The organism is Mycolicibacterium sp. CBM1 (genome assembly GCF_054073305.1).
In genome coordinates this window covers 206,549-227,118 of the sequence record NZ_JBSXPP010000008.1, presented here as the reverse complement: position 1 = coordinate 227,118, position 20,570 = coordinate 206,549, and the positions used below count along the sequence as shown (strand labels likewise).

The 20,570-nt window shown below is 66.8% G+C and carries 20 protein-coding genes; 10 read left to right on the top strand and 10 right to left on the bottom strand.

Annotated features, from left to right (window positions below; genetic code table 11):
* Positions 1-19: 19 nt before the first annotated feature.
* Positions 20-484: an SAM-dependent methyltransferase gene (locus ACXDF8_RS13725; RefSeq protein ID WP_457223809.1), complete on the bottom strand. Its 465-nt coding sequence runs from the start codon at positions 482-484 to the stop codon at positions 20-22.
* A gap of 41 nt (positions 485-525) precedes the next feature.
* On the opposite strand from ACXDF8_RS13725, the gene ACXDF8_RS13720 reads away from it, so the two are divergent.
* The 3 genes from ACXDF8_RS13720 to ACXDF8_RS13710 are packed head-to-tail and all read left to right on the top strand — an operon-like array spanning position 526 to position 3,468.
* Positions 526-1,398, top strand: coding sequence for a carbohydrate ABC transporter permease (locus tag ACXDF8_RS13720; protein WP_457223808.1), 873 nt, complete (start codon positions 526-528; stop codon positions 1,396-1,398).
* The gene (locus tag ACXDF8_RS13715) at positions 1,385-2,197 is read left to right on the top strand and encodes a carbohydrate ABC transporter permease (RefSeq protein ID WP_457223807.1); all 813 of its coding nucleotides are present in this window, start codon (positions 1,385-1,387) and stop codon (positions 2,195-2,197) included. Before ACXDF8_RS13720 ends, ACXDF8_RS13715 begins: the two co-directional genes overlap by 14 nt.
* Positions 2,194-3,468, top strand: coding sequence for an ABC transporter substrate-binding protein (locus tag ACXDF8_RS13710; protein ID WP_457223806.1), 1,275 nt, complete (start codon positions 2,194-2,196; stop codon positions 3,466-3,468). Before ACXDF8_RS13715 ends, ACXDF8_RS13710 begins: the two co-directional genes overlap by 4 nt.
* On the opposite strand, the gene ACXDF8_RS13705 is transcribed toward ACXDF8_RS13710, so the two are convergent.
* Positions 3,465-4,295 carry a CbiQ family ECF transporter T component gene (locus tag ACXDF8_RS13705; protein WP_457223805.1) on the bottom strand — a complete coding sequence of 277 codons (831 nt, stop codon included), beginning with the start codon at positions 4,293-4,295 and terminating at the stop codon, positions 3,465-3,467. The two genes, ACXDF8_RS13710 and ACXDF8_RS13705, sit on opposite strands and share 4 nt — an antisense overlap.
* Positions 4,292-6,361 carry an ABC transporter ATP-binding protein gene (locus ACXDF8_RS13700; RefSeq protein WP_457223804.1) on the bottom strand — a complete coding sequence of 690 codons (2,070 nt, stop codon included), beginning with the start codon at positions 6,359-6,361 and terminating at the stop codon, positions 4,292-4,294. Before ACXDF8_RS13700 ends, ACXDF8_RS13705 begins: the two co-directional genes overlap by 4 nt.
* A 135-nt stretch (positions 6,362-6,496) precedes the next feature.
* Between ACXDF8_RS13700 and ACXDF8_RS13695 the strand changes: the two genes are divergently transcribed.
* Both ACXDF8_RS13695 and ACXDF8_RS13690 read left to right on the top strand, forming a co-directional pair.
* On the top strand, positions 6,497-6,982 hold the full coding sequence (locus tag ACXDF8_RS13695) for a MarR family winged helix-turn-helix transcriptional regulator (protein WP_457223803.1): 486 nt from the start codon (positions 6,497-6,499) through the stop codon (positions 6,980-6,982).
* A gap of 19 nt (positions 6,983-7,001) precedes the next feature.
* Positions 7,002-8,243 carry an MFS transporter gene (locus ACXDF8_RS13690; protein WP_457223802.1) on the top strand — a complete coding sequence of 414 codons (1,242 nt, stop codon included), beginning with the start codon at positions 7,002-7,004 and terminating at the stop codon, positions 8,241-8,243.
* 4 nt (positions 8,244-8,247) lie between these two features.
* On the opposite strand, the gene ACXDF8_RS13685 is transcribed toward ACXDF8_RS13690, so the two are convergent.
* A complete protein-coding gene (locus tag ACXDF8_RS13685; protein WP_457223801.1) occupies positions 8,248-9,135 on the bottom strand; it encodes a bestrophin family protein in 888 nt (295 codons plus the stop codon).
* Positions 9,136-9,171: 36 nt separating this feature from the next.
* Positions 9,172-9,909 carry a VIT1/CCC1 transporter family protein gene (locus ACXDF8_RS13680; protein WP_457223800.1) on the bottom strand — a complete coding sequence of 246 codons (738 nt, stop codon included), beginning with the start codon at positions 9,907-9,909 and terminating at the stop codon, positions 9,172-9,174.
* A gap of 101 nt (positions 9,910-10,010) precedes the next feature.
* Here ACXDF8_RS13680 and ACXDF8_RS13675 point away from each other — a divergent pair, with 101 nt between their 5' ends.
* A complete protein-coding gene (locus ACXDF8_RS13675; RefSeq protein WP_457223799.1) occupies positions 10,011-11,921 on the top strand; it encodes an acyl-CoA dehydrogenase family protein in 1,911 nt (636 codons plus the stop codon).
* 9 nt (positions 11,922-11,930) lie between these two features.
* On the opposite strand, the gene ACXDF8_RS13670 is transcribed toward ACXDF8_RS13675, so the two are convergent.
* The 4 genes from ACXDF8_RS13670 to lpqN are packed head-to-tail and all read right to left on the bottom strand — an operon-like array spanning position 11,931 to position 16,690.
* Entirely contained in the window at positions 11,931-12,353 is a 423-nt protein-coding gene (locus ACXDF8_RS13670) for an SRPBCC family protein (RefSeq protein WP_457223798.1), read from the bottom strand.
* Positions 12,354-15,605: a bifunctional cytochrome P450/NADPH--P450 reductase gene (locus ACXDF8_RS13665; RefSeq protein ID WP_457223797.1), complete on the bottom strand. Its 3,252-nt coding sequence runs from the start codon at positions 15,603-15,605 to the stop codon at positions 12,354-12,356.
* 25 nt (positions 15,606-15,630) lie between these two features.
* Positions 15,631-15,939 carry a hypothetical protein gene (locus ACXDF8_RS13660; protein ID WP_457223796.1) on the bottom strand — a complete coding sequence of 103 codons (309 nt, stop codon included), beginning with the start codon at positions 15,937-15,939 and terminating at the stop codon, positions 15,631-15,633.
* A 58-nt stretch (positions 15,940-15,997) separates the two neighbouring features.
* Positions 15,998-16,690, bottom strand: coding sequence for an envelope biogenesis lipoprotein LpqN (gene lpqN, locus ACXDF8_RS13655; protein WP_457223795.1), 693 nt, complete (start codon positions 16,688-16,690; stop codon positions 15,998-16,000).
* A gap of 151 nt (positions 16,691-16,841) precedes the next feature.
* Here lpqN and ACXDF8_RS13650 point away from each other — a divergent pair, with 151 nt between their 5' ends.
* A complete protein-coding gene (locus tag ACXDF8_RS13650) occupies positions 16,842-17,432 on the top strand; it encodes a TetR/AcrR family transcriptional regulator (protein ID WP_457223794.1) in 591 nt (196 codons plus the stop codon).
* Positions 17,433-17,477: 45 nt separating this feature from the next.
* Here ACXDF8_RS13650 and ACXDF8_RS13645 read toward each other — a convergent pair whose 3' ends face one another.
* Positions 17,478-18,719 (bottom strand): MFS transporter, encoded by a 1,242-nt coding sequence (locus ACXDF8_RS13645; RefSeq protein WP_457223793.1) that lies wholly within the window; start codon positions 18,717-18,719, stop codon positions 17,478-17,480.
* A 345-nt stretch (positions 18,720-19,064) separates the two neighbouring features.
* Between ACXDF8_RS13645 and ACXDF8_RS13640 the strand changes: the two genes are divergently transcribed.
* The 3 genes from ACXDF8_RS13640 to ACXDF8_RS13630 are packed head-to-tail and all read left to right on the top strand — an operon-like array spanning position 19,065 to position 20,565.
* The gene (locus tag ACXDF8_RS13640; protein ID WP_457223822.1) at positions 19,065-19,721 is read left to right on the top strand and encodes a hypothetical protein; all 657 of its coding nucleotides are present in this window, start codon (positions 19,065-19,067) and stop codon (positions 19,719-19,721) included.
* Positions 19,718-20,302 (top strand): cytochrome c oxidase subunit 3, encoded by a 585-nt coding sequence (locus ACXDF8_RS13635; protein WP_457223792.1) that lies wholly within the window; start codon positions 19,718-19,720, stop codon positions 20,300-20,302. Before ACXDF8_RS13640 ends, ACXDF8_RS13635 begins: the two co-directional genes overlap by 4 nt.
* Positions 20,302-20,565, top strand: a complete 264-nt coding sequence (locus tag ACXDF8_RS13630; protein ID WP_457223791.1) for a cytochrome C oxidase subunit IV family protein — start codon at positions 20,302-20,304, stop codon at positions 20,563-20,565. The genes ACXDF8_RS13635 and ACXDF8_RS13630 overlap by 1 nt, the downstream gene beginning before the upstream one ends.
* The last annotated feature ends 5 nt before the right edge of the window (positions 20,566-20,570 follow it).

Below are 20,570 nucleotides of genomic sequence, written 5' to 3'. Positions count from 1 at the left end.
CTCCACCGTAACGGTCGGGTTAGGACCAGTACTGCCGCATCAGCTGGTGCGTCCAGTCCGGTTGGTGCACGTCGCCTCTGGGCCCGAACTCCGCGAAGTAGGGTTTGATGTCGAGCACGGGCGTACCGTCGATCGCGTCCAGGCCGGCTACCGTGACAACCCGCCCTTGCACGCCGATCAGTCGGCACGTCGTCACCCCGATCCGGTTAGGCCGGTTCTTACCGCGCTGGGCGAAGATGCCGACCATCGGCCAGTCCGGATTGCCGCGCGGCCGGCGGGCTCCCACGTCGACCTTCTCCGGCGCCACCCGGTCGAAGAGGTAGACAACCTCGACGTGGGAGAAGTCCGCCAACCCGTCGAGCGCGGACTCCTCGAACCGATCGGATATGACGATGCTCGCCGTCTCGTTGTCCCATCCGTCGTCGATCGGCTCCAAACGGGAACTCGCCACAGTGCCGATCGGCTCAACGTGGAAAATCGCCATGCAGCGATAGTCCCATGGCCGTTTCAGTCTTTAATGTGCAGATGCCCAGCCGCAGCCGACGCAACACCGCACTCGGGTACGCGCTGCTGGCGCCGAGCCTGTTCGGGGTGGTGTGTTTCCTGCTGCTACCCATGCTGGTGGTGGTATGGCTGAGTCTGCACCGCTGGGATCTTCTGGGCCCGATCCGCTATGTGGGACTGGACAATTGGCGCTCGGTGCTCACCGATGCCAGTCTCGGAAACTCGCTGTTGGTGACGCTGACTTTCATCGCGGTCGTCGTTCCCGCCCAGGTCCTGCTGGGGCTGCTCGCCGCCTCGTTGCTGGCCCGGGAGCTACCGGGCAGCGGCGTTTTCCGCACGCTGTACGTGCTGCCCTGGGTGTGCTCACCGCTGGCGGTCGCGGTGCTGTGGCATTGGATCCTGGCGCCGACCGACGGCGCGGTGAGCACTCTGCTGAACCACCGCATCGAATGGCTCACCGATCCGGGGTTGGCGCTGCCGGTGGTCTCGGCGGTGACGGTATGGACCAACGTCGGCTATGTCACGCTGTTCTTCCTGGCCGGCATCCTGGCCATCCCTCCGCAGATCCAGGCCGCCGCGCGGCTCGACGGCGCCACCAGCTGGCAGCGGTTCTGGCATATCACCCTGCCCATGCTGCGCCCGACGCTGTTCTTCGTCTCGGTCACCGGCATCGTCAGCGCGGCGCAGGTGTTCGACACGGTATACGCGCTCACCGGGGGCGGGCCGGCCGGACGCACCGATCTGGTGGCGCACCGCATCTACGCCGAAGCATTCGGCGCCGCAGCGATCGGGCGGGCCGCGGTGATGGCGCTGGTGCTGTTCGTCATCCTGGTCGGCGTGACGATCGTCCAGCACCTCTACTTCCGCCGGCGGATCAGCTATGACCTCACGTAACGCGCTGGTCTATCTCGGACTGCTGGCCGGTGCGCTGATCACCCTGGCCCCGTTCGGGTTGGGCCTGCTGACCTCGCTCACCTCTGCACAGCAGTTCGCCACCGGCACACCGCTGTCGCCGCCGAACCCGCCGACGCTGGCCAACTACACCGCGCTCGGTGACGCCGGATTCGGCCGGGCGCTGGCGGTCACCGCGCTGATGACCGCGCTGATCACGCTGGGGCAGCTGACGTTCTCGGTGCTGGCGGGCTATGCGTTCGCCCGCCTGGATTTCACCGGCCGGGACGCGTTGTTCTGGGTGTACATCGCCACCCTGATGGTGCCGGGCACCGTCACGGTGGTGCCGCTGTATCTGATGATGGCCGAGCTGGGTTTACGGAACACGTTCTGGGCGTTGGTGTTGCCGTTTCTGTTCGGCTCGCCCTATGCGATCTTCCTGCTGCGCGAGCACTTTCGCGCCATCCCCGCCGACCTGGTCAACGCCGCCCGGCTGGATGGGGCCAACACCCTCGACGTGCTCGTGCACGTGGTGCTGCCGGCCAGCAAGCCGATCCTGGTGACACTGACGCTGATCACGATCGTCAGTCAATGGAATTCGTTCATGTGGCCGCTGGTCATCACCAGCGGCGGCACCTGGCGGGTGCTGACGGTCGCGACCGCGGGGATGCAGACCCAGTACAACGCGCAGTGGACGCTGGTGATGGCGGCGACGACGGTGGCGATCGTCCCGCTGATCGCGCTGTTCCTGGTGTTCCAGCGCCAGATCGTGCGCTCGATCGTCGTGACGGGGCTGAAATGAGCTGGCCGCCACGGTTCTCCACCCGGATGCTGGCCGGCCTGATCACGGTCGCGCTGCTGCTGGTGGCCGGCGCACTGGCACTGGATCGCACCGGCGAGACGCCGGGCAAGACGGTGGTGACGGTGCGCTTGTGGGACCCTGCGGTGGCCGCCGCGTATCGGGAGTCCTTCGCCGAGTTCAGCCGAGCCCATCCCGACATCGAGGTGCGCACCAACGTCGTCGCGTATGCAAGCTACTTCGCCACGCTGCGCACCGATGTGGCCGGCGGTGGCGCCGACGACATCTTCTGGATCAACAACGCCAGCTTCGCCGAATACGCCGACAACAACCGGCTCATGGCCATCGAGCCCAGCTCGGACTGGGACCCGTCGGTGGTCGCCCAGTTCACCCGCAACGGAACGCTCTGGGGTGTACCGCAACTCACCGACGCCGAAATCGCCCTGTACTACAACGCCGATCTGCTGGCCGCCGACGGTGTCGATCCCTCCGAGTTGGACACGCTGCGCTGGGATCCCGACCCGACACTCGACACCTTGCGGCCGATGCTCAAGCGGCTCACCCACGGCAGGCAGTGGGGCTACAACGCCGCCAATGATTTGCAGGCCATCTACCTGGACTACATCGGGTCGGCGGGCGGGGTGTTCACCGACGGTGACCGGTTCGCCTTCGACAACCCGCAGGCCGCCACCGCGTTCACCTACGTCATCGGCCTGATCAACACCGATCGGGTCGCGCCGCCGGCGTCGGACACCAACGACAACGGCGACTTCTCCCGCAACCAGTTCCTGTCGGGGCGGATGGCGCTGTTCCAGTCCGGCACCTACAACCTGGCCCAGATCGCCGAGCAGGCGCCGTTCCGCTGGGGTACAGCCCTGCTGCCGGCCGGGCCGGCGGGGCGGGTCAGCGTGACGAACGGGATTGTCGCCGCGGGCAATCCGGCCAGCCGCCATCCCGACGCGGTGCGCGAGGTGTTGGCCTGGCTGGGCAGCACCCGCGGCAACGAATATGTCGGCCGGCACGGCGCCGCGATCCCGGCGGTGCTTGCCGCCCAGCAGGTGTACTTCGACTACTGGTCGGCCAAGGGTGTCGACGTGTCCCCGTTCTTCACCGTCCTCAATGGCCCGCGCATCGGCGCACCAGGCGGGCCGGGCTTCGCCGCGGGATACCAGGCGATCAAGCCCTATTTCGACGAGATGTTCCTCGGCAGAACACCGGTCGCCGACGCACTGGCCGAGGCGCAACGCTCCGCGAACGCGGCCGCGTCGCGTTAGATCCCGACCCCGGCGAGCACCGTCACCTGCAGGGCGACCGACACCACGCACACCGCGCCGGTGATACCCAGCGCGACCCAGTCGGCGCGCCGCGGTCCCGACGGCGCCGCCGAAATCTGACCGGTGCCGCCCCGCGCGGTAATCGCGTCACCCATCTCGTCGGCGCGCCGCAATGCCACGGTGATGCCGGCGGCCAGCAGGTCGACCAGCTCGATGGCCCAACGCCGCCGCTGATCGCGCCGGGTGGTCAGCACCGGCGCCGGCCGTAACCGCCGGGAAGCGGAGAGCAATCGGAATTCGTCGAACAGCATCGGGAAGGCGCGCAGTGCCAACGCCAGCGCCACCGCCCAGTCGTCGACGGGGATGCGGAAGAACCGCAGCGGCCGGCCCAGCCTGGCCACCGCCGGTGCGACGTCGGCCACGTTGGTCGTCCACGACACCATCGCGCCCAGCGCCACCAGAACGAACGACACGATGGTGAAGCGCACGAATTTGAGCAGGCCGCCGAATCCGATGTCGTAGGAGCCCAGGTGCAGCTCCGGGGCGCCGCCGGCCAGCGCCGCGGTCACCCCGCCCAACAGCAGCAGCAACCACAGCCAGATGGGCACCGACGGCACGGCACCGCGCGGGATGCGCGCCAGCCGCACCGCAACTGCGATCAGCACCGCCACCAATGCGATCGGCACCCAATCGGGGTAAAAGGCCATCAGGGCCGAGAGGGCAAACACCACAATGAGTTTGGTGCCCGCCCACAGTTCGTGGATCGGTGAGGTTCCCGGGATCGGTCGCAGCAGCACCACCGGGCGACGCTGACGGGTGGCCGTCATGGCCGACCGCCCGTCGTCGTGGGCGCGGTTGTCAGTACGCCGCTGTTGAGGTGCAGCGTGCGCGGACACAGCTCTTCGAGACCGACGAAGTCGTGGCTGATGACCACGACGGTCAGGCCGCTGTTGCGGCGCAGATCGACCAGCAGTCGCAGCAGGCCTCGCTGGCTGGCGGCATCCAGGCCGGCGAGCGGCTCGTCGAGAATCAGCGCCTGCGGCGAGCGGGCCAGCAGCCCGGCGATCACCACCCGGCGCATCTGTCCGCCGGAGAGCTGGTCGATGCGGCGCCGCGCCAGGGACGCGTCCAGGCCGACTCTGGCCAGGGCCGAGATGACCCGGGCCTTGTCGTCGGGTGAGAACCCGGCGGTGGAGGCGACTTCGAGGTCGACGCGGCTGCGCATCAGCTGCAGCCGGGCCGCCTGGAACGCGATGGCGACCTCGCCGACGCACTCGGTCGCCGGGCGGCCTTTGACCAGGCAGGCGCCGCTGGTCGGGGTAGTCAGCCCGGCCATGATCCAGGCCAGGGTGGATTTCCCGGATCCGTTGCCGCCGTGGATCAGAACGCCCTCACCCTCACCGACGGTGAAACTCACATCGTGCAGGGCGTTCTTGGCCCACGGTGTGCCGCTGGCGTATTCGTGACTGACGTGGTCGAGTTCGAGCACCGGCGGGCCACTGCGCGGGGCGGCGCTGGCTGTCACCGTCGGCGCCGCGGCGCTCTCGACCATGTCGGTGTTGTCCAGCGAATCGCTGAGGTTGACCACCCGGTCAGCCACGTCGGCCTCGTTGTTGTAGTGGGTGATCTGGAGTAGGGCCATCCGATGCCGTTCGGTGAGGCCCGACAGGACGCCGAGCAGTGCCTCCCGGCCACGCTGGTCGACCATGCTGGTGACCTCGTCGGCGATCATCATCGACGGGCGCCGGGCCAGCGCGGCCGCCACCGACAGCCGCTGCAGCTCACCGCCGGACAGCCCGCCGGTGTCGCGTTCCTCCATACCGGTCAGGCCCACCTCGTCGAGCAGTGCCGCGATATCGGTATTCGTCCCCGGCGGCAGGCCCCAAACCACGTCGTCGGCGACCCGGGTGCCCAGTACCTGGCTCTCCGGGTGCTGCATCACCACAGCGGTGCCGCCCAACCGGCCGAGGCCGACCGCACCGGGCCGGTCGATGGAGCCCGAGGTGGGCTGTCGCCCGGCCAGCAGCAGCATCAACGTGGTCTTGCCGGATCCGTTGGCGCCGGTGATGGCCACGTGCTCACCGGCGTCGACGGTCAGGTTCAACGGCTGCAGCGCATCGTGGTCGGCGCCGGGATAACGAAAGCGGGTCTCGATGAGGCGCACCGGCACCGGCGCGACGGGCCCGGATTCGTCCGGAGTCTCGAGTTTGTGGACGTCCGGGATCCCACGCAGCCGATCCAGCACGCGCGACAACGCCCACCAGCCGACCAGCGTCACGATCATGATCGAGAAGATCGCGTACGCCATCAACAACACCGGCCAGTACTCCAAAGCGGTGTCGAACATTCGCTTGGCATCCTCGGCGGCGGGCCGGAACAGCTCGATACGCGACATCACCGAGATGACGCCGTCGAAGTTGGCGGTCATCGCCGAGAACGTCAGGGTGCGCAGCCGCACCAGCACAGTCAGCGCGGCGATGATCTGGAGACCGAAGATCACTCCCGCCAGCAGTCCCACCGCCACTACCGTCGGGGTGCCGCGGCCGCGGCGTTTCATGATGCCGGCGAGTCCGCCGACGTAGGCGCAGGTGACGACGACCATGAAGCCGCTGATGCCGGCAATCAGGAACGACACCGCACCTGCGGCGAATGCCGACGCGAGCAGCACCCGCAGGCGGTAGCGGTAGCCCAGCAACCCCATCGGCACCGTCACCAACAGCGACAAGCCGCCGGCGAATGGGACGACGACCGAGATGATCGACAGCGCAGCAGCCAACGCCCCCATCACGGCGGCCTGGGCCATCTCGACCGGCGACAGCGACCGGGCGGGCCGTCGCCCCGACGGTGAACCGGAAGGCTGCCGCTGTAGCTCCTCCGGTTGCGTCGCGGTCATCACCCGATTCTGCCAGCCGCGCCGCGAGGGCAGTCGGCTCCACCTGCGCCGGCCCAGTGTCCTGTGGGGTTGCTGTGAGAAAAACCACGCCCGCCGACGTCTGACAACATAGTAACTCTATGTAACTATGGGGGGATGAGTCCGACGCCCATCCAGGAGCGCCCCCGCGGCCGAACCGAGACCCAGGATCACCTGGGTTCGGAGCTGCTCACCGTCGTGGCCAGGCTCAATCGGCTCGCCACCCAGCGCATCCGACTGCCGCTTCCAGTCGCTCAGGCCAGACTTCTCGGCACCATCGAGGACAAGGGCGAGGCCCGCATCTCCGATCTGGCCGAGCTCGACCACTGCTCTCAGCCGACGATGACCACCCAGGTTCGCCGGCTCGAGGACGCCGGGCTGGTGGCGCGCACCCCGGATCCTGCCGACGCGCGCGCAGTCCGCATTCGCATCACCCCGAAAGGCCAGACCATCCTGGCGCAGGTCCGCGCAGACCGCGCCTCGGTGATCGACCCGCGCATCGAGCGGCTCTCCGACGAAGACCGCGACATTCTGTCAGCTGCCGTCGGGGCGTTGCACCGTCTCCTCGACGACATCGACGCTTCCCCCACCACTGACCGCTGACGTTAGGAGCAAGCCACCCATGTGGCGTCAACCCAAGGCCGTCTGGGCCGTCGCGTTCGCATCCGTCGTCGCCTTCATGGGCATCGGACTGGTAGACCCGATCCTCAAACCGATCGCCGACAACCTCGACGCCACACCGTCCCAAGTGTCGTTGCTGTTCACCAGCTACATGGCCGTGATGGGGGTGGCGATGCTGATCACCGGCGTCGTCTCCAGCCGTATCGGCCCCAAGCGCACCCTGCTGATCGGGCTGGTGATCATCATCGCCGGCGCCGGCCTGGCTGGAATGAGCGACACCGTGACGGGCATCGTGGGCTGGCGCGCGCTGTGGGGATTGGGCAATGCGCTGTTCATCGCGACCGCGCTGGCCACTATCGTCAGCTCGGCCCGCGGCTCGGTGGCGCAGGCCATCATCCTCTACGAGGCGGCGCTGGGCCTGGGCATCGCAGTCGGTCCGTTGGTCGGCGGCGTGCTGGGCTCGATCTCCTGGCGTGGGCCGTTCTTCGGAGTGTCCGCACTGATGGCTTTGGCGCTCGTGGTGACGGCGATCCTGCTGCCCGAAACGCCACGCCCGCAACGGGCCACCACGCTGGGCGACCCGTTCCGCGCGCTGCGCCATCGCGGTCTGCTCGGGGTCGCGATCACCGCCCTGCTGTACAACTTCGGCTTCTTCACGCTGCTGGCGTTCACCCCCTTCCCCCTCGACATGAACGCCCACCAGATCGGGCTGATCTTCTTCGGCTGGGGTCTGGCTCTCGCCTTCACCTCGGTGGTGGCCGCTCCGCGGCTGCAACACCGCTTCGGCACCGTGCGCACCGTGCTGGTGAACCTGCTGTGCTTCTCGGCGCTGCTGGCGGTCATGGCGCTGGGCACCGACCACAAGGCCGTATTGGCCGGATCTGTGGTGGTGGCGGGACTGTTCATCGGCGTCAACAACACACTCATCACCGAGACGGTGATGAAGGCGGCCCCGGCGGGCAGGAGCGCAGCGACGCGGGGGTTGGAACCCGTCGAGCGTGGCGTGGCCGCGGCGGCCTACAGCTTCGTCCGGTTCGGCGGGGCGGCGCTGGCACCGTGGCTGGCCGGAGTACTCGGCGAACGCATCAGCGTGCACCTGCCGTTCTGGGTGGGCGCCGGTGCCGTGCTGGCCGGCGCCGGGGTGCTGGCCGCGACCTGGCCACACCTGAGCGGCATCGACGAGCCGGAGGACGAGCTCGAGGAGCTCACCGAGCAGGCCACCGCAGTCACCGTCGGCGACTGAACAGTCACATCCAGACGGTCGCCTTGGCGCTGTCCCGGGGCTGCGCCAGCGGGTGACCGGCGCCCAACAGGTTGCCGGTGATGATGGCGCAGAAGCGGTACATCGCAATGTCGAAGACGCTGTTGTTCATCGGTTGCTCGATGAAATGACCGAGGCGTTCGGCCGAGATGAAGACCGTCATGAGCAGCAGGCCGATCACCACGCCGGGGATCTGGTGTGAGGATCCGTCAAGGCGGCTGAAGGCCATCACGGCGAAGAACCATGCCAGCGCGCGGATGAAGACCTCGTAGTGCAGCGGGATGGGCTCGTTGCGGATCCGCTCGAGCCCGCTCTGAGCACTCACCACCCCGGTGTTGACGCTCATCAGCATCACCCGCGCCTGGGGATCGATATGGTCGGCCGCAGACAACGTCTGGATGTCGGCCGCCTGCCGGGTCAGCAGGTCGGTGGCTGTGGTCTCGGCCGGATCTTCGGGGGTGAGGTCGACGGCATCGGTCACGGGGGCGACTCCGCGCAATTCGGCGGCGAGCTGCCAGCAATACCGGACCTGACGGCGACGCATGCGGTCCAGCACGACGCCCATCTCCGGCGTGCCGCTGTCCAGCGAAGACAGCGCGTTGTGCGTGGCCCGAGAGTTGATGATGATGTTGCCCCACAAGGTCCGCGCCTCCCACCACCGGTTGTAGGCGGTGGTGTTGCGAAAGCCGATGAACACCGACGCACCGATACCCAGCACGGACAGCACCGCCGCGGCGTAGTCGATCTGCGTCGGGTCGGGCACCGGGATCAGAACCCCGGCGACCACCGCGATGGCGACGAGGTCCCATCGCAGCCGCCACGCCACCAGCCCGGCGACCTTGAGCGGACCCAGTCTGCCGACGCTTCGGATCACCGCGTCACCTTATTACCTGGCGGAGCACGGGGCGGCTCAGATGACGGTGCCGACGAGTTTCCCGACGGCATACGTTGCCGCGATCGCGATCACCCCGAACGCCAACTGTCGGCTGGCACCCCGCCACAGTGAGCCCTTGGTGAACCTCGCGGCGACTGCACCGGCGACCAGCAGTCCGGCGCCGCCGCAGATCAGGCCGGGCGCCAGCGTGTGCGCTCCGAACAGGTACGGCAACAGCGGGACGATGGCACCGAGGGCGAACAACAGGAACGACGAAACCGCGGCGACCACCGGTGAGGGCTTCTCCCGCGGATCGACGCCCAGCTCCTGGACCAGGTGGAAGTTGACCGCGCGGTCCTCGTCGCGGTGGATCTCCTCGGTGGCGGCGCGGGCCGTCGATTCGCTCATGCCCATGTCCATCAGCATGGCGACGAGTTCGACTCGCTCGGCATGGGGATGGCGTTCGAAGGCGCGCCGCTCGGCACGCACTTCGGCCTCGATCTGCTCGTTCGCGGTGGTGACGGACGTGAATTCGCCCAGCGCCATCGAGAAGGCGCCCGCCAGCAGTCCCGCAACGCCGCTGAGCACCACCGTCTGCGGGCCCGCGCTTGCGGCCACACCGGCGATCAGCGCGGTGTTGCTCACCAAACCGTCCATCGCACCGAACGTCGCAGCACGCAGCCAACCTCCGGTGACGTCGGCGTGGGAATGATCCACGTCGTGCGGCAGCGCGATCTTCTGCGGCGGCGAGTCGCGTGCGTCGTCGTCAGACATGGTCGTCATTGAACCCGCGCCGATCCGCTCACACCGACTCAGGTTCACCTGTGTTTGCCACATCCGCGTTTGCCCGCAGCGCCGGCGGGCTACTTTCACGTATGACCACCACTGCGGAACATCTGCGCAACGCGCTCGACGGTCGCTGGCGCGACGCCAAGAATGCCGTACGCGCCGAACTCGCCACCGAGGTCTTCCGGCCGCACTACACCCCGAACACCGCCATCGCGCGCGCGAAGGTGGCCGAGCAGATGAAGATCATGGCCGCTGCGGGTGCCGCCGAAGACGGGTTCAAAAAGCAACATGGCGGCAACGGCGACGTCGGCGCGGCTGTCACCCGCATCGAGATGCTGGCGATGTCGGACCTGTCGCTGATGGTCAAGGCCGGGGTGCAGTGGGGCCTGTTCGGTGGCGCCATCGAGAACCTGGGCACCGAGCGGCATCACCAGGCCTATGTCCGTCGCATCATCGACCTCGACCTGCTGGGTTGCTTCGCGATGACCGAGACCGGGCACGGCAGCGACGTGCAGTCCCTGGAGACCACCGCGACCTATGATCCGGCAACCGAGGAGTTCGTGATCGACTCCCCCACGCCGACGTCGCGCAAGGATTACATCGGCGGGGCGGCCGAAACGGCAAAGGTGGCAGCGGTTTTCGCACAGCTGGTCACCCAGGGCGAGACGCATGGGGTGCACTGCTTCGTCGTGCCGATCCGTGACGAGGACGGCAACGACCTGCCCGGCGTCACCACCTCGGATTGTCATTACAAGGGCGGCCTCCCCGGCGTCGACAACGGCCGGATCGTGTTCGACCACGTCCGCATTCCGCGGGAGAACCTGCTGAACAAGTACGCCGATGTCGCGGCGGACGGCACGTACTCCTCGCCGATCGAGAACCCCAACCGGCGGTTCTTCACGATGCTGGGAACACTCATCCGCGGCCGGGTGACGGTCGGCGGCAGCGCGGGCGCGTCGGCGCGGGTCGCGTTGGACATCGCCGTGCGATATGCATTGCAGCGCACCCAGTTCAGCGCCCCCGACGAGGAGGGCGAGGTGGTGATCATGGATTACCTGGCGCACCAGCGCCGCCTCTTCCCCCTCGTCGCCCGCTCGTACGCGCTGCAGTTCGCCCAAAACGAGCTGGTGTCCAAGCTGCACGACGTGCAGACCGCCGACAGTGCCGACCCCGAGGAGCAGCGCGAGCTGGAGTCGCGCGCGGCAGGCCTGAAGGCGGCCAACACCTGGCATGCCAGCGCCGCGATCCAGGAGGCCCGCGAAGCATGCGGTGGCGCAGGCTATCTCGCAGAAAACCGGCTGATCGCGTTGCGTGCCGACACCGACGTGTTCACCACGTTCGAGGGTGACAACCACGTGCTGACCCAGCTGGTGGCTAAGGAGCTGTTGACCGCCTACGCCGACGACATCAAGGGCATGAGCCCGGTGGAGTGGGTGCGCTTTGCCGCCAACTTCGCCGGCGACCGGGTGCTGAAAAGGACTGCGGCCGAGACGATCATGCAAACCATCATCGACTCCCGCCAGGACAACGAGGAAGAAGGAAGCCTGTTCAACCGCGGCACCCAGGTGAAGATGTTCGAGGACCGCGAGGAATATCTGCTCTCTTCAGTAGCCCGACGGTTGCAGGGCAAGTCGAAGGAGATGTCGGCGTTCGACGCGTTCAACGCCGTACAGGATCACGTGCTACACACCGCCAAGGCGCACATCGACCGGGTCGTGTTGGAAGCCTTCGTCGCCGGGATCGACACGTGCGAAGACGACAAGGCCCGCACCATTCTCGGCCTGGTGTGCGACCTGTATGCGCTCTCGGTGATCGAGGACGACAAGGCCTGGTTCATCGAGCACCGGTTCCTGTCCACCGAGCGCGCCAAGGCCGTCACCCGCGGCATCAACGAACGCTGTCGCGCGCTGCGGCCGCACGCGGAGTTGCTCGTGGACGGCTTCGGCATTCCGGAACAGCTGCGCTACGCGGAGATGCTGCACCCGGAGCATCTGTGACCGGGCGGGTCAGGGCGCCTCGACGCGACGTTTGAGTGCCGTCAACGTCGCGTCGACGATCATGGATTCGAGTCGGCTGCGGATGCACCGCGGCACCCAGACGCCGATGCCGAGCTCGAGGTGGTACTCCACCGTCGTGCCGGTTCCTTCGGCGATCAGCCGATAGCGGCCGTCCTCCTTCTTCAGGATCCGGCCCGCCACCAGCTGCCAGCTGAGGCCGGTGTCGCCGTCCCACTGGTAGCGCAGAACGAAGTCGTCGGCTAGCGGTCCGTAGTGTTCGCGCCAGCGGGCCAGCACCGGACGTGCCTGCGAGTCACGCTCGATGACCTCGACCGAATCGGCGGGCGACCATTCGAGCATTCCGGGCAAGTCGGCCAGTACGGCGATGATGTCGGCCGCCGGTGCGGCGATGGTCGTCTGTCCGATTGCCACTTAGTGCGCCGCCCACACATCTTCCAGGTAGTGGTTGGTGGCCCGCAGATTCTCCAGCCACGCGCTGCCCTCCTCGGGCGACACCGCCTTGTTCTTCTGATAGATGTCGGCGAAGGCATCGCGCAGCGCCGGGGCCACCGTGCCCGCGCCGCCGCACACGTAGGTGATGCCGCCCCGGCCCATCAGCTCCAGAATCCGATCGGCGTTGGCGCGCACCGCATCCTGGACCCGTGTCCGAGTGCCGTCCGACACCCTGGAGTAGGCGGTCACGATCGAGACCACGCCGTCGGACTCGAACTGGCGGATCTCGTCCTCGTAGATGAAGTCGGCGTCGGGCATCCGGCAGCCGTAAATGAGCAGCGCCGGGCCCAACTGGGCCGAGGCCCCCTGGGCCGCCCGCTCCTGCAGGAACCCGCGGAACGGCGACAGGCCAGTTCCGGTCGCGATCATGATCATCGGTGTCGACGGATCCTCGGGCACGTCGAAGGGCAGTCCGGGCGGCCGGATGAAGCCGGGGACCAGGGTGCCGGGCTCGGTACGCGCCAGGAAGTTCGACGACGTTCCGTGGTAGAGGCCGTTGCCGCTGCGGGCGGGCGCCCGAAGCACGCCGACGGTGATGCTGCACCGATCCGGGTAAGCCGTCGGCGACGAGGAGATGGAGTAGTAGCGCGGCGCCAGCCCGGGCAGCAGATCCAGGCACGTGTTGAGCGGCACGTCGATCGACCGGTAACGCTGCACCATGTCGAGCAGCGACACCCGCTTGAACAGAACCTCTTCCCGGTAGCGGGTGACGTTGTCCTCACCGTCGGCGGCCAGCGCAGCCAGCTCCGCCTGTTCGTCGGCGTCGGTCGCGAACTCCGCCAGGGTGCGGATCTGCGCCCGGGTCAGCGGGGCCTGCAACTCAACCCGCGCGGCCAACAACTCCGAGACCACGAACGGTGTGTCCAGCGGCAGGTGGCTGGACACACCGGTGTTGGCGCGGATCATCACCAGCTCGTCAAGGTCGAGTTCGGCCAGCGCGGCGGCCCGGCCGATCAGTTCGGCGGCGTTGCGCGGCAACAGCGCGATGTGGTCGCCGGTGCGGTAGGTCACGCCCTCGGGCAATTCGAACTCGATGTGGCGGGTGGATTGGGCGACGGGTCCCGACGCACCGACCCGCCCCAGCAGCTCCCGGTTCTCGAGCATGCGGTACGGCGTCGCCTCGAGTGCGGAGAAGAACGACGCGTGCAGGCGTTGGCCGGTGGGCGCGATCTCGTAGCGGTTCATGTCGGCGGCGACCTCGACCTGCGGCGCCAGTCCGAGGGCGTCGCCGGCCTGCGTCCAGAATCCGCCGTACCAGTCGCGGAACATGCCGTCGAAGTCGTCGGAGGCGTCGGCGGCCCCGCGGGGTGCGAAGCGGGTCGCACCGGCGGCGGCAAGCAGGTCGTCGATCTCGGCGGGCACCTTCTGGAAGGTGGAGGCCCACACCCGATCTCCCGACCCGAAGACGGTGTAGGTGATCCCCGCCAGCGCGTCGGCCGCGAGCCCGCCGCCGAGCCAGCGATGGAAGTCGGTGGCGTTGTCGGGCGGGTTGCCGTTGTAGGACGACGTACAGATCACGACCAGACCGTCGCTGGGTAGGGCGTCGACGTAGTCGTTGAGTGCGCCCTGGGTGACGGTGAATCCGCGGGCTCGGCCGTCCTCGGCGATCTCGGTGGCGATCCGTTCGGAGGTGCCCAGATTGGAGCCGAAGAGCACCAGCAGGTGGTTGCCGGCACCGTAGTCGGACACGACGCGGGCGGGCGCGGCGGCGTGAACCGGTGCCTCGGCCGGCGCGGCGGCGCGCGGACCGGAGATCACCGCGGCTTCACGTCCCTCACGCGGCGCCACGGTGATGGTCAGGTTGCTCGGCTTGATCGAGAAGAAGTCCTTGATGTCGAGCTGGTAGTCGAACGAATCGAGCAGCCTGAAGCGCTGCAGGATCAGCCCGAGCAGCAGTTGGGATTCGTAGAACGAGAAATGCCGGCCGATGCACGCCCGCTGACCGCTGCCAAACGGCATGAACGCCCACGCCGGACGGGAGGCCTCGAGTTCGGGGGTGAACCGGTCCGGGTCGAAGGTCTCGGGATCGGGGAAGATCGCCGGATCGCGCTGCAGCTGCGGGGTCAGCAGCAGGATCGCCTGGCCCTTCTTGATCCGGTACCTACCGCCAAGCACCTCATCAGCCAGCGGGCGGACCTGGAATCCGGCACCCACCGGCCACAGCCGCAGCGCCTCCTTCATGCACTGCAGCAGGTACTGCAGCTTGGGGATCTGCGTGTCGTTCGGCAACACCGACAGATCGTCGCCGAAGACCTCGTCGACCTCTGCGTAGCACTTGGCCAGAACATCAGGATTCTTCAACAGGTGGTAGACGGTCCACATCAACATCCCGCTGGTGGTGTCATAGCCGGCCGCGAGGAAGGTCAGCATCTGCTGGCGAATGTTGAGCCGGTCGAGTTTCTGGCCGCTGTCCTTGTCCGGCTGGGTCAGCATCAGGTCGAGCACGTCACCGTTCTTGCCGACGTCCGCACTTCGAATTCGGTCCTCGATGATCGTGTCGGCCAGGTTGTTGAGGAAACTGACTTGCTCCTTGTATTTGCGACGGCCCTTGATCGCTTCGTAGATGTCTTGGCCGGGTAGCCGGCTGGGTCGGTTGACGCACTCGGCGATCGCCTCTTCCAATGCCGTCACGATCGGCGGCATGTCCTGGCGATAAAAGGAACCGGGCCGGTAACTGAAGCAGACCAGGCAGATGGTGTCGAACGTCAGCTTGGTCATATCGGTGACGATGTCCACCGGATCGCCCGGGTTCAGCCGCGCCCACTTCATCACCAACTGATCGGCGATGTCGGCCATCTTCTCGGTGTAACCCTTGATCGCCTGCGGTGCGAAGGCCGGGAGCAGAATGTTGTGCGCCTTCTTCCACGCGGGCTCCTGGGTCCACGAGCTGAAGATCGCGTCGCCCACGACTTCCCGCATCGCCACCAGTTCCGGTGCGACGTTCTTCTCGAACCGGGTTTCGTCCAGACACTCGGTCGCAATCTCCCCACCCGAGACGACGATCATGTCCTGACCGGGGGCCACCAGGCTGTAAATCGGGCCGAGCTCATCAGCCAGCTCCATCAGGCTACGAGTGGGGTGAGCTCCGTCGAGGTGCAGCGCGTCACCGAGAACCGGCACCCTGTTCTTCGGCTGCGGGATGTCGTCGTACGCGTTCTGAATGTTCTTCACGGTCAACGGGATCCGGCGGTGGCTGTCACGGCCACGAGCTGGGCGCCGGGCCGGCCGGTGGCGCGGGTACGACGAGATTGGCACCCGGAATCTGCGAGTTCTGCAGCGCCGCCATGCACAGGCCCAGCCTGCCCGGCAGACACATGCCGCCGGTGCCGCTGATCCCCAGCGTGGTCTGGGCCTGCGACCAACACACCCCGGTACGGGGATCGTTGACCTGCCCCGCATTACACGCGGCATGCGCGATTGGGGCAGCTACCAGTGGCGAGAACACAAGTGCTGCACCGCACACCGATGCGAGCACAAAACCTGGAACAGTGAATTGGCGTTTCATGTTATGGGTCTCCGTCGCAAAGCAGGGCTTACGTGGGCTTCAGGACAACCAGCCAGCACTAGGCCGGCCCGGTGATCTTCGTCTGCTCGTCGATCACCTTGGCCGCATCCAGAATCACGTCCTGTTGGCCATCAAGAGCGTCAGCATTGAGCTGCAGCGCGAACAACGCATCCTTGCCCGGAATCACCACCGTCTTCTGAGCGGCGATGCGCTTCTTGCCGTCGTTCATGTAGGTGCCGGCGTACTGCACCGCGTCGAAACCCGACAGGGAACTCTTGTTCGGCTCACCAATCGGGGAGAACTCCGGCAGAGCCTGCAACTGGCTAGGCGCCAACTCCAGCACCCTGGCCGGATCAACGTCGCCGGTCAGCTTGACCGCAATGGCGTACATGATCGGCGGGTCGTTGGGGTCGGTCGGTTTGTCGTACACGATCGCCCCGTATGCCCACTCCGGGGTCCTGTCCCCGGCCGGGCTCCACCCCGCCGGGAACGGAAAATCAAAATTGGGCGTGCCGGGTTGATCGGGTTTGATCGGCACCTCGGCAATGTCGTTCTTCGTGATGTAGTCGTTGATCGTCATCCCGGCAGCCGCAGGCGCGGCCGATGAGGACACCACCGACGATGACGAACCAGCCGACGACGAACTCGTCGACGAGGCCTCGGTCCCACTCTTTGATCCACAGCCAACCAATGCGAAGCTCAACCCGACAACGGTCACACCCGCGGCGGCTGCCACCATGACGTTCTTCATCAGATCGCCTTCTCCTTGCTGGTCAATATGGGTTGTTACCATCACCAGAGAACGACAGCACCGTAACAGTACACCGTATTAAAAAAGGCCGCAGCGGATTCGGACACGGACGGTGGGCGGCCGTTCCCCACCAAGCCGAACGAAGCGAGCCTTGCCCAAACAGGTTGACCACGACCAACGCCGTCGCGAAATCACCGCCGCGATGTGGCGCATACTCCTGCGCGACGGCATGGCGGCGGTGACGGTTCGCGCCCTGGCCGCAGAAGCCGGCTGGTCGGTGGGCGCGATTCGGCATTACTACCAGTCCCAGGACGACCTGATTCTGTTCGCGACGGGCGAGATGCTCTCGACGATCAGCCAGCGGATCTACGCCCTCGACCTGGACAGTCCCGATCACCGAGTACTCCAACAAGCCATCGAAGAGATGCTCCCCCTCGATCGGCAACGCAAGGCCGAAGCACAGGTGTGGTTCGCACTTCTGACACGCCGAGTCGCCAGCCCCCAAGTCGCGACCGAAGCCAACGAGCTAGACCTCGTCGTCCGCGACGCAGTACATCAGGTGCTGACGAAACTGGACTCCGCCAAGCTGCTATCGGAGGGGCGCGACCTCGAGGTCGAAGCAGTGCGCTTGCACGCCCTGATCGACGGCCTGGCCCTGCACGCACTGTCCGAACCGCCACTCGATTCACCCACGGCAATACGCGCCGCGATCAGCACCCACCTCCGAGAACTCGCCCGCTGAACGAGGATGCCGGAGAACGCGATTCCGGTTGGCGGGCAGGTCAATTCAGGTCTGCTGGTTATCGGCGGCCACTGCCGCCCGGTGCTTGGCCGCACGAACCGGAACCGTCAGCAGCGGAAGGGTCAGCACCACGACGAGCAGGGCCGTCATGCCCAGCCGGGACCAGTGCCCGCCCGTACCGGCGATCCAGCCTCCGACCGCGGGCGCGACGGCCCCGGCCACCAGGCTGATGCCACCGGCCACGACGACCAGCCGGCCCGAGCTCGTGTCGAGTTCGGCCGCCATCGCGAGCAGCAGCGGAGTAAGGCAGAAGAAGGCCAGGTTGATCGCGAGGAAGCCGACCATGTACGAGGTGGGGCCGGTCGCGGTGCCGACAAGCAGATTGCCCACACCGAGCACGACGACGGCCGGTGCGATGAGGAACATCTTGGGCACCCTGCTGCCCAGGGCCAAGGTGATGCCCGATCCGATCAGGCCGATCAACTGGGAGAGCCCGAGGAAGGTCGCCGTGAATTGCGGAGACAGCCCTGCTCCTTCCCCGATCGACTCGGCGAACGTCCAGATCATCACGTTGCCGACTTCCATCAGGAACAGGGAACCGACCAGGAGCGCCGCCGGAAAGACCGAGGTGATCTGCCCCGAGGAGTCGGGGCCGGCCTGGCGTTCGGCCAGCTGTTCGTGTTCGGCCAACGTTCGCACATCCGGTAGGCGCAGGATGAAGATGACGCACACCAATTCCGCGGCCGCCATTCCGAGGTAGATGCCGACCTTGGGCCAGGCATCGTGCAGCGCGGGACCCGCGGTGAGCATGGCCGCTCCGACGAGCATCCACGTGATGGTGACGATGCTGAACGCCCGCTCCGGAAATCGCGAGTAGGCCAGCGCGGAGTTGGCACAGGCGTAGCAGAGGCCGGCGCCGAGTCCCATCACGATCTGCAGCGCCAGAACCGTGCCGAAGCTGTCGGCGAAACCGGTCAGCGCGAGGCTTGCCGCGGCGATGATCGCCCCGGCGATCCCGACCCGCCTGCGGTCAAGCCGCGGCAGGACCGGCAATATGCCGAACGCCGACACCGCCACCCCGCCCTGCCCGAGCGCCACCAGCAGACCAGCCGATTGGATGCCGAAGTTGAACTCCTGCGCGAACGAGACCGCCAACAACGGTGAGAGCAGAGTGGTGAGGAATCCTGCGACCATCATGGCGGCGGCGCCGACCAACAGGCCTTTGTGTTCCTTAACGGCGTGTTCCTTAACGGCGTGGTCCTTGACGGCGTTCTCCGATGCGACCATCAGATGCTCCCCACAGCGCCGTCACCGCGCAACCGTCGAGCCACACTGCAAGGCTTCATCACTATCCGGTTCGGTGTCGACAATGGTTCGGGGTTCGGGCTCGCAACGCAGCCTAGAAGGCCGCGCCGAAGATCGCTCGGCAACGGCTCACATCGCCGCAACTCGCATGGCCCGGTTCACTTCGCCGACACCCGGCGCCCGCTTTCCGCCGACAAACGACGCGCCGTCGTTTTGACAATTTTGACAAACCGTTGCCGATTCTGACCCGGCAGGCGGGGTGGGCACAGTAACGTCGCCGCCGTGGAATTGAGGCTGCAACGCGTCGGCGCGTGGTGCGGGACGATCATGATCGTGCTGTACGGGACGAGTCTTTCGGGGATAGCGCGGATGTTCCCGCCGCTGTCACCCGTCGCGTCTCCCGAGGAGATCGCCGAGTTCTACGTCGACCACAAGATTTGGATCCGCATCGGCGTCGCCGGGTGCCTACTGACGTCGGTGATCGCACTGCCGTTCCTGGCTACCATCGTGCTGCGCATCCGTCGGATCGAAGGCCAGTGGGGCATGCTGTCGATCACGCAGCTGTTCGCCGCCACGATTTTCGTTCCGGCCCTGCTGTTTCCGTTCCTGATCATGGCTGCCGCCGCATTCCGTCCCGAATCCCGACCGCCGGACATCACCCAGGCCCTCAACGACGTGTTCTGGCTGATGTTCATCGGCATCGTCGGAACGATCATCGTGCAGAACATCACCCTGGCGATCGCGTCGTTCATCGACAAGACAGAGCCGCAGACGTTTCCGCGCTGGTACGGCTACCTCAACCTGTGGGTGGCGCTGCTGTCCCTTCCGGGTTGCGTGGTCGTGGTGTTCAACGACGGACCACTGGCCTGGCACGGGGTGTTCGCGTTCTACATTCCGGGTGCGGCGCTGACGATATGGCTGTTCTCGACGACCTACGTGCTGAATCGTGGCATCAAGGCCCAGCAGCTCGCCGAAGCACAATGACGGCGGTGGGACAACCACCAGCCAGCACACGACGCACCCCGGGCGAAGCGGGCACCTGGGTATTCCTGCTCGGCGACATGCTGGTGTTCGCGGTCTTCTTCGCCACCTTCATGGTCGAAAGATCGGCGGCGCCAGAGGTTTTCGACGCAGCCCGCAAGACCCTGCACGTCAACATCGGACTGGTCAACACGCTGGTGCTGCTGACCAGTTCGCTGTTCGTGGTGGCGGCGATCAACGGTCTGCGTACCGGAGCCCGCCCCGTCGCTGCCAGGGTGTTGCTGGTGGCGATCGCCTGCGGGGTGGTGTTCGTGGCGCTGAAGGTCACCGAGTACGTCTTGCTGGTAGGCGCCGGGCACACCGCGGGCGCCAACCACTTCTACCTGTACTACTTCATCCTGACCGGGCTGCACCTGCTGCACGTGTGCATCGGGATTCTGGTGCTGGTGTTGATGCTCACCCAGACCCGGCGCACCGAACTGTCGGCGAACCGGCTTGCCGTCGTCGAGGGCGGCGGCTGCTTCTGGCACCTGGTCGACCTGTTGTGGATCGTGCTGTTCCCACTGCTGTATCTGGTGAGCTGATGTGGGCATTGATGCGCAGCCGCGCCGGCGTGAGCTGGCTGATCCTGGTGGCCGCCACGCTGGCGTCGTTCGCGTTAGGCGCCGACCACGGCACCGGGTCCCTCGTGGCGGTCGCCGTGCTGGCGATCGCGGCGGTCAAGGTGCGGCTGGTGGGCCTGGACTTCATGGAATTGCGGCACGCGCCGATCCCGCTCCGGGCGGCATTCGAGGTGTACTGCGTGGCGTTATGGGCGCTGCTGTCCGGGCTGTATCTGTGGCTCTGAGGCGG

What these genes read in the sequence shown, in the direction of transcription:
- ACXDF8_RS13725 (WP_457223809.1), bottom strand. Translation starts at nt 484, where the DNA reads ATGGCGATTTTCCACGTTGAGCCGATCGGCACTGTGGCGAGTTCCCGT.
- ACXDF8_RS13720 (WP_457223808.1), top strand. Translation starts at nt 526, where the DNA reads ATGCCCAGCCGCAGCCGACGCAACACCGCACTCGGGTACGCGCTGCTG.
- ACXDF8_RS13715 (WP_457223807.1), top strand. Translation starts at nt 1,385, where the DNA reads ATGACCTCACGTAACGCGCTGGTCTATCTCGGACTGCTGGCCGGTGCG.
- ACXDF8_RS13710 (WP_457223806.1), top strand. Translation starts at nt 2,194, where the DNA reads ATGAGCTGGCCGCCACGGTTCTCCACCCGGATGCTGGCCGGCCTGATC.
- ACXDF8_RS13705 (WP_457223805.1), bottom strand. Translation starts at nt 4,295, where the DNA reads ATGACGGCCACCCGTCAGCGTCGCCCGGTGGTGCTGCTGCGACCGATC.
- ACXDF8_RS13700 (WP_457223804.1), bottom strand. Translation starts at nt 6,361, where the DNA reads ATGACCGCGACGCAACCGGAGGAGCTACAGCGGCAGCCTTCCGGTTCA.
- ACXDF8_RS13695 (WP_457223803.1), top strand. Translation starts at nt 6,497, where the DNA reads ATGAGTCCGACGCCCATCCAGGAGCGCCCCCGCGGCCGAACCGAGACC.
- ACXDF8_RS13690 (WP_457223802.1), top strand. Translation starts at nt 7,002, where the DNA reads ATGTGGCGTCAACCCAAGGCCGTCTGGGCCGTCGCGTTCGCATCCGTC.
- ACXDF8_RS13680 (WP_457223800.1), bottom strand. Translation starts at nt 9,909, where the DNA reads ATGTCTGACGACGACGCACGCGACTCGCCGCCGCAGAAGATCGCGCTG.
- ACXDF8_RS13675 (WP_457223799.1), top strand. Translation starts at nt 10,011, where the DNA reads ATGACCACCACTGCGGAACATCTGCGCAACGCGCTCGACGGTCGCTGG.
- ACXDF8_RS13660 (WP_457223796.1), bottom strand. Translation starts at nt 15,939, where the DNA reads ATGAAACGCCAATTCACTGTTCCAGGTTTTGTGCTCGCATCGGTGTGC.
- lpqN (WP_457223795.1), bottom strand. Translation starts at nt 16,690, where the DNA reads ATGAAGAACGTCATGGTGGCAGCCGCCGCGGGTGTGACCGTTGTCGGG.
- ACXDF8_RS13645 (WP_457223793.1), bottom strand. Translation starts at nt 18,719, where the DNA reads ATGGTCGCATCGGAGAACGCCGTCAAGGACCACGCCGTTAAGGAACAC.
- ACXDF8_RS13640 (WP_457223822.1), top strand. Translation starts at nt 19,065, where the DNA reads ATGATCGTGCTGTACGGGACGAGTCTTTCGGGGATAGCGCGGATGTTC.
- ACXDF8_RS13635 (WP_457223792.1), top strand. Translation starts at nt 19,718, where the DNA reads ATGACGGCGGTGGGACAACCACCAGCCAGCACACGACGCACCCCGGGC.
- ACXDF8_RS13630 (WP_457223791.1), top strand. Translation starts at nt 20,302, where the DNA reads ATGTGGGCATTGATGCGCAGCCGCGCCGGCGTGAGCTGGCTGATCCTG.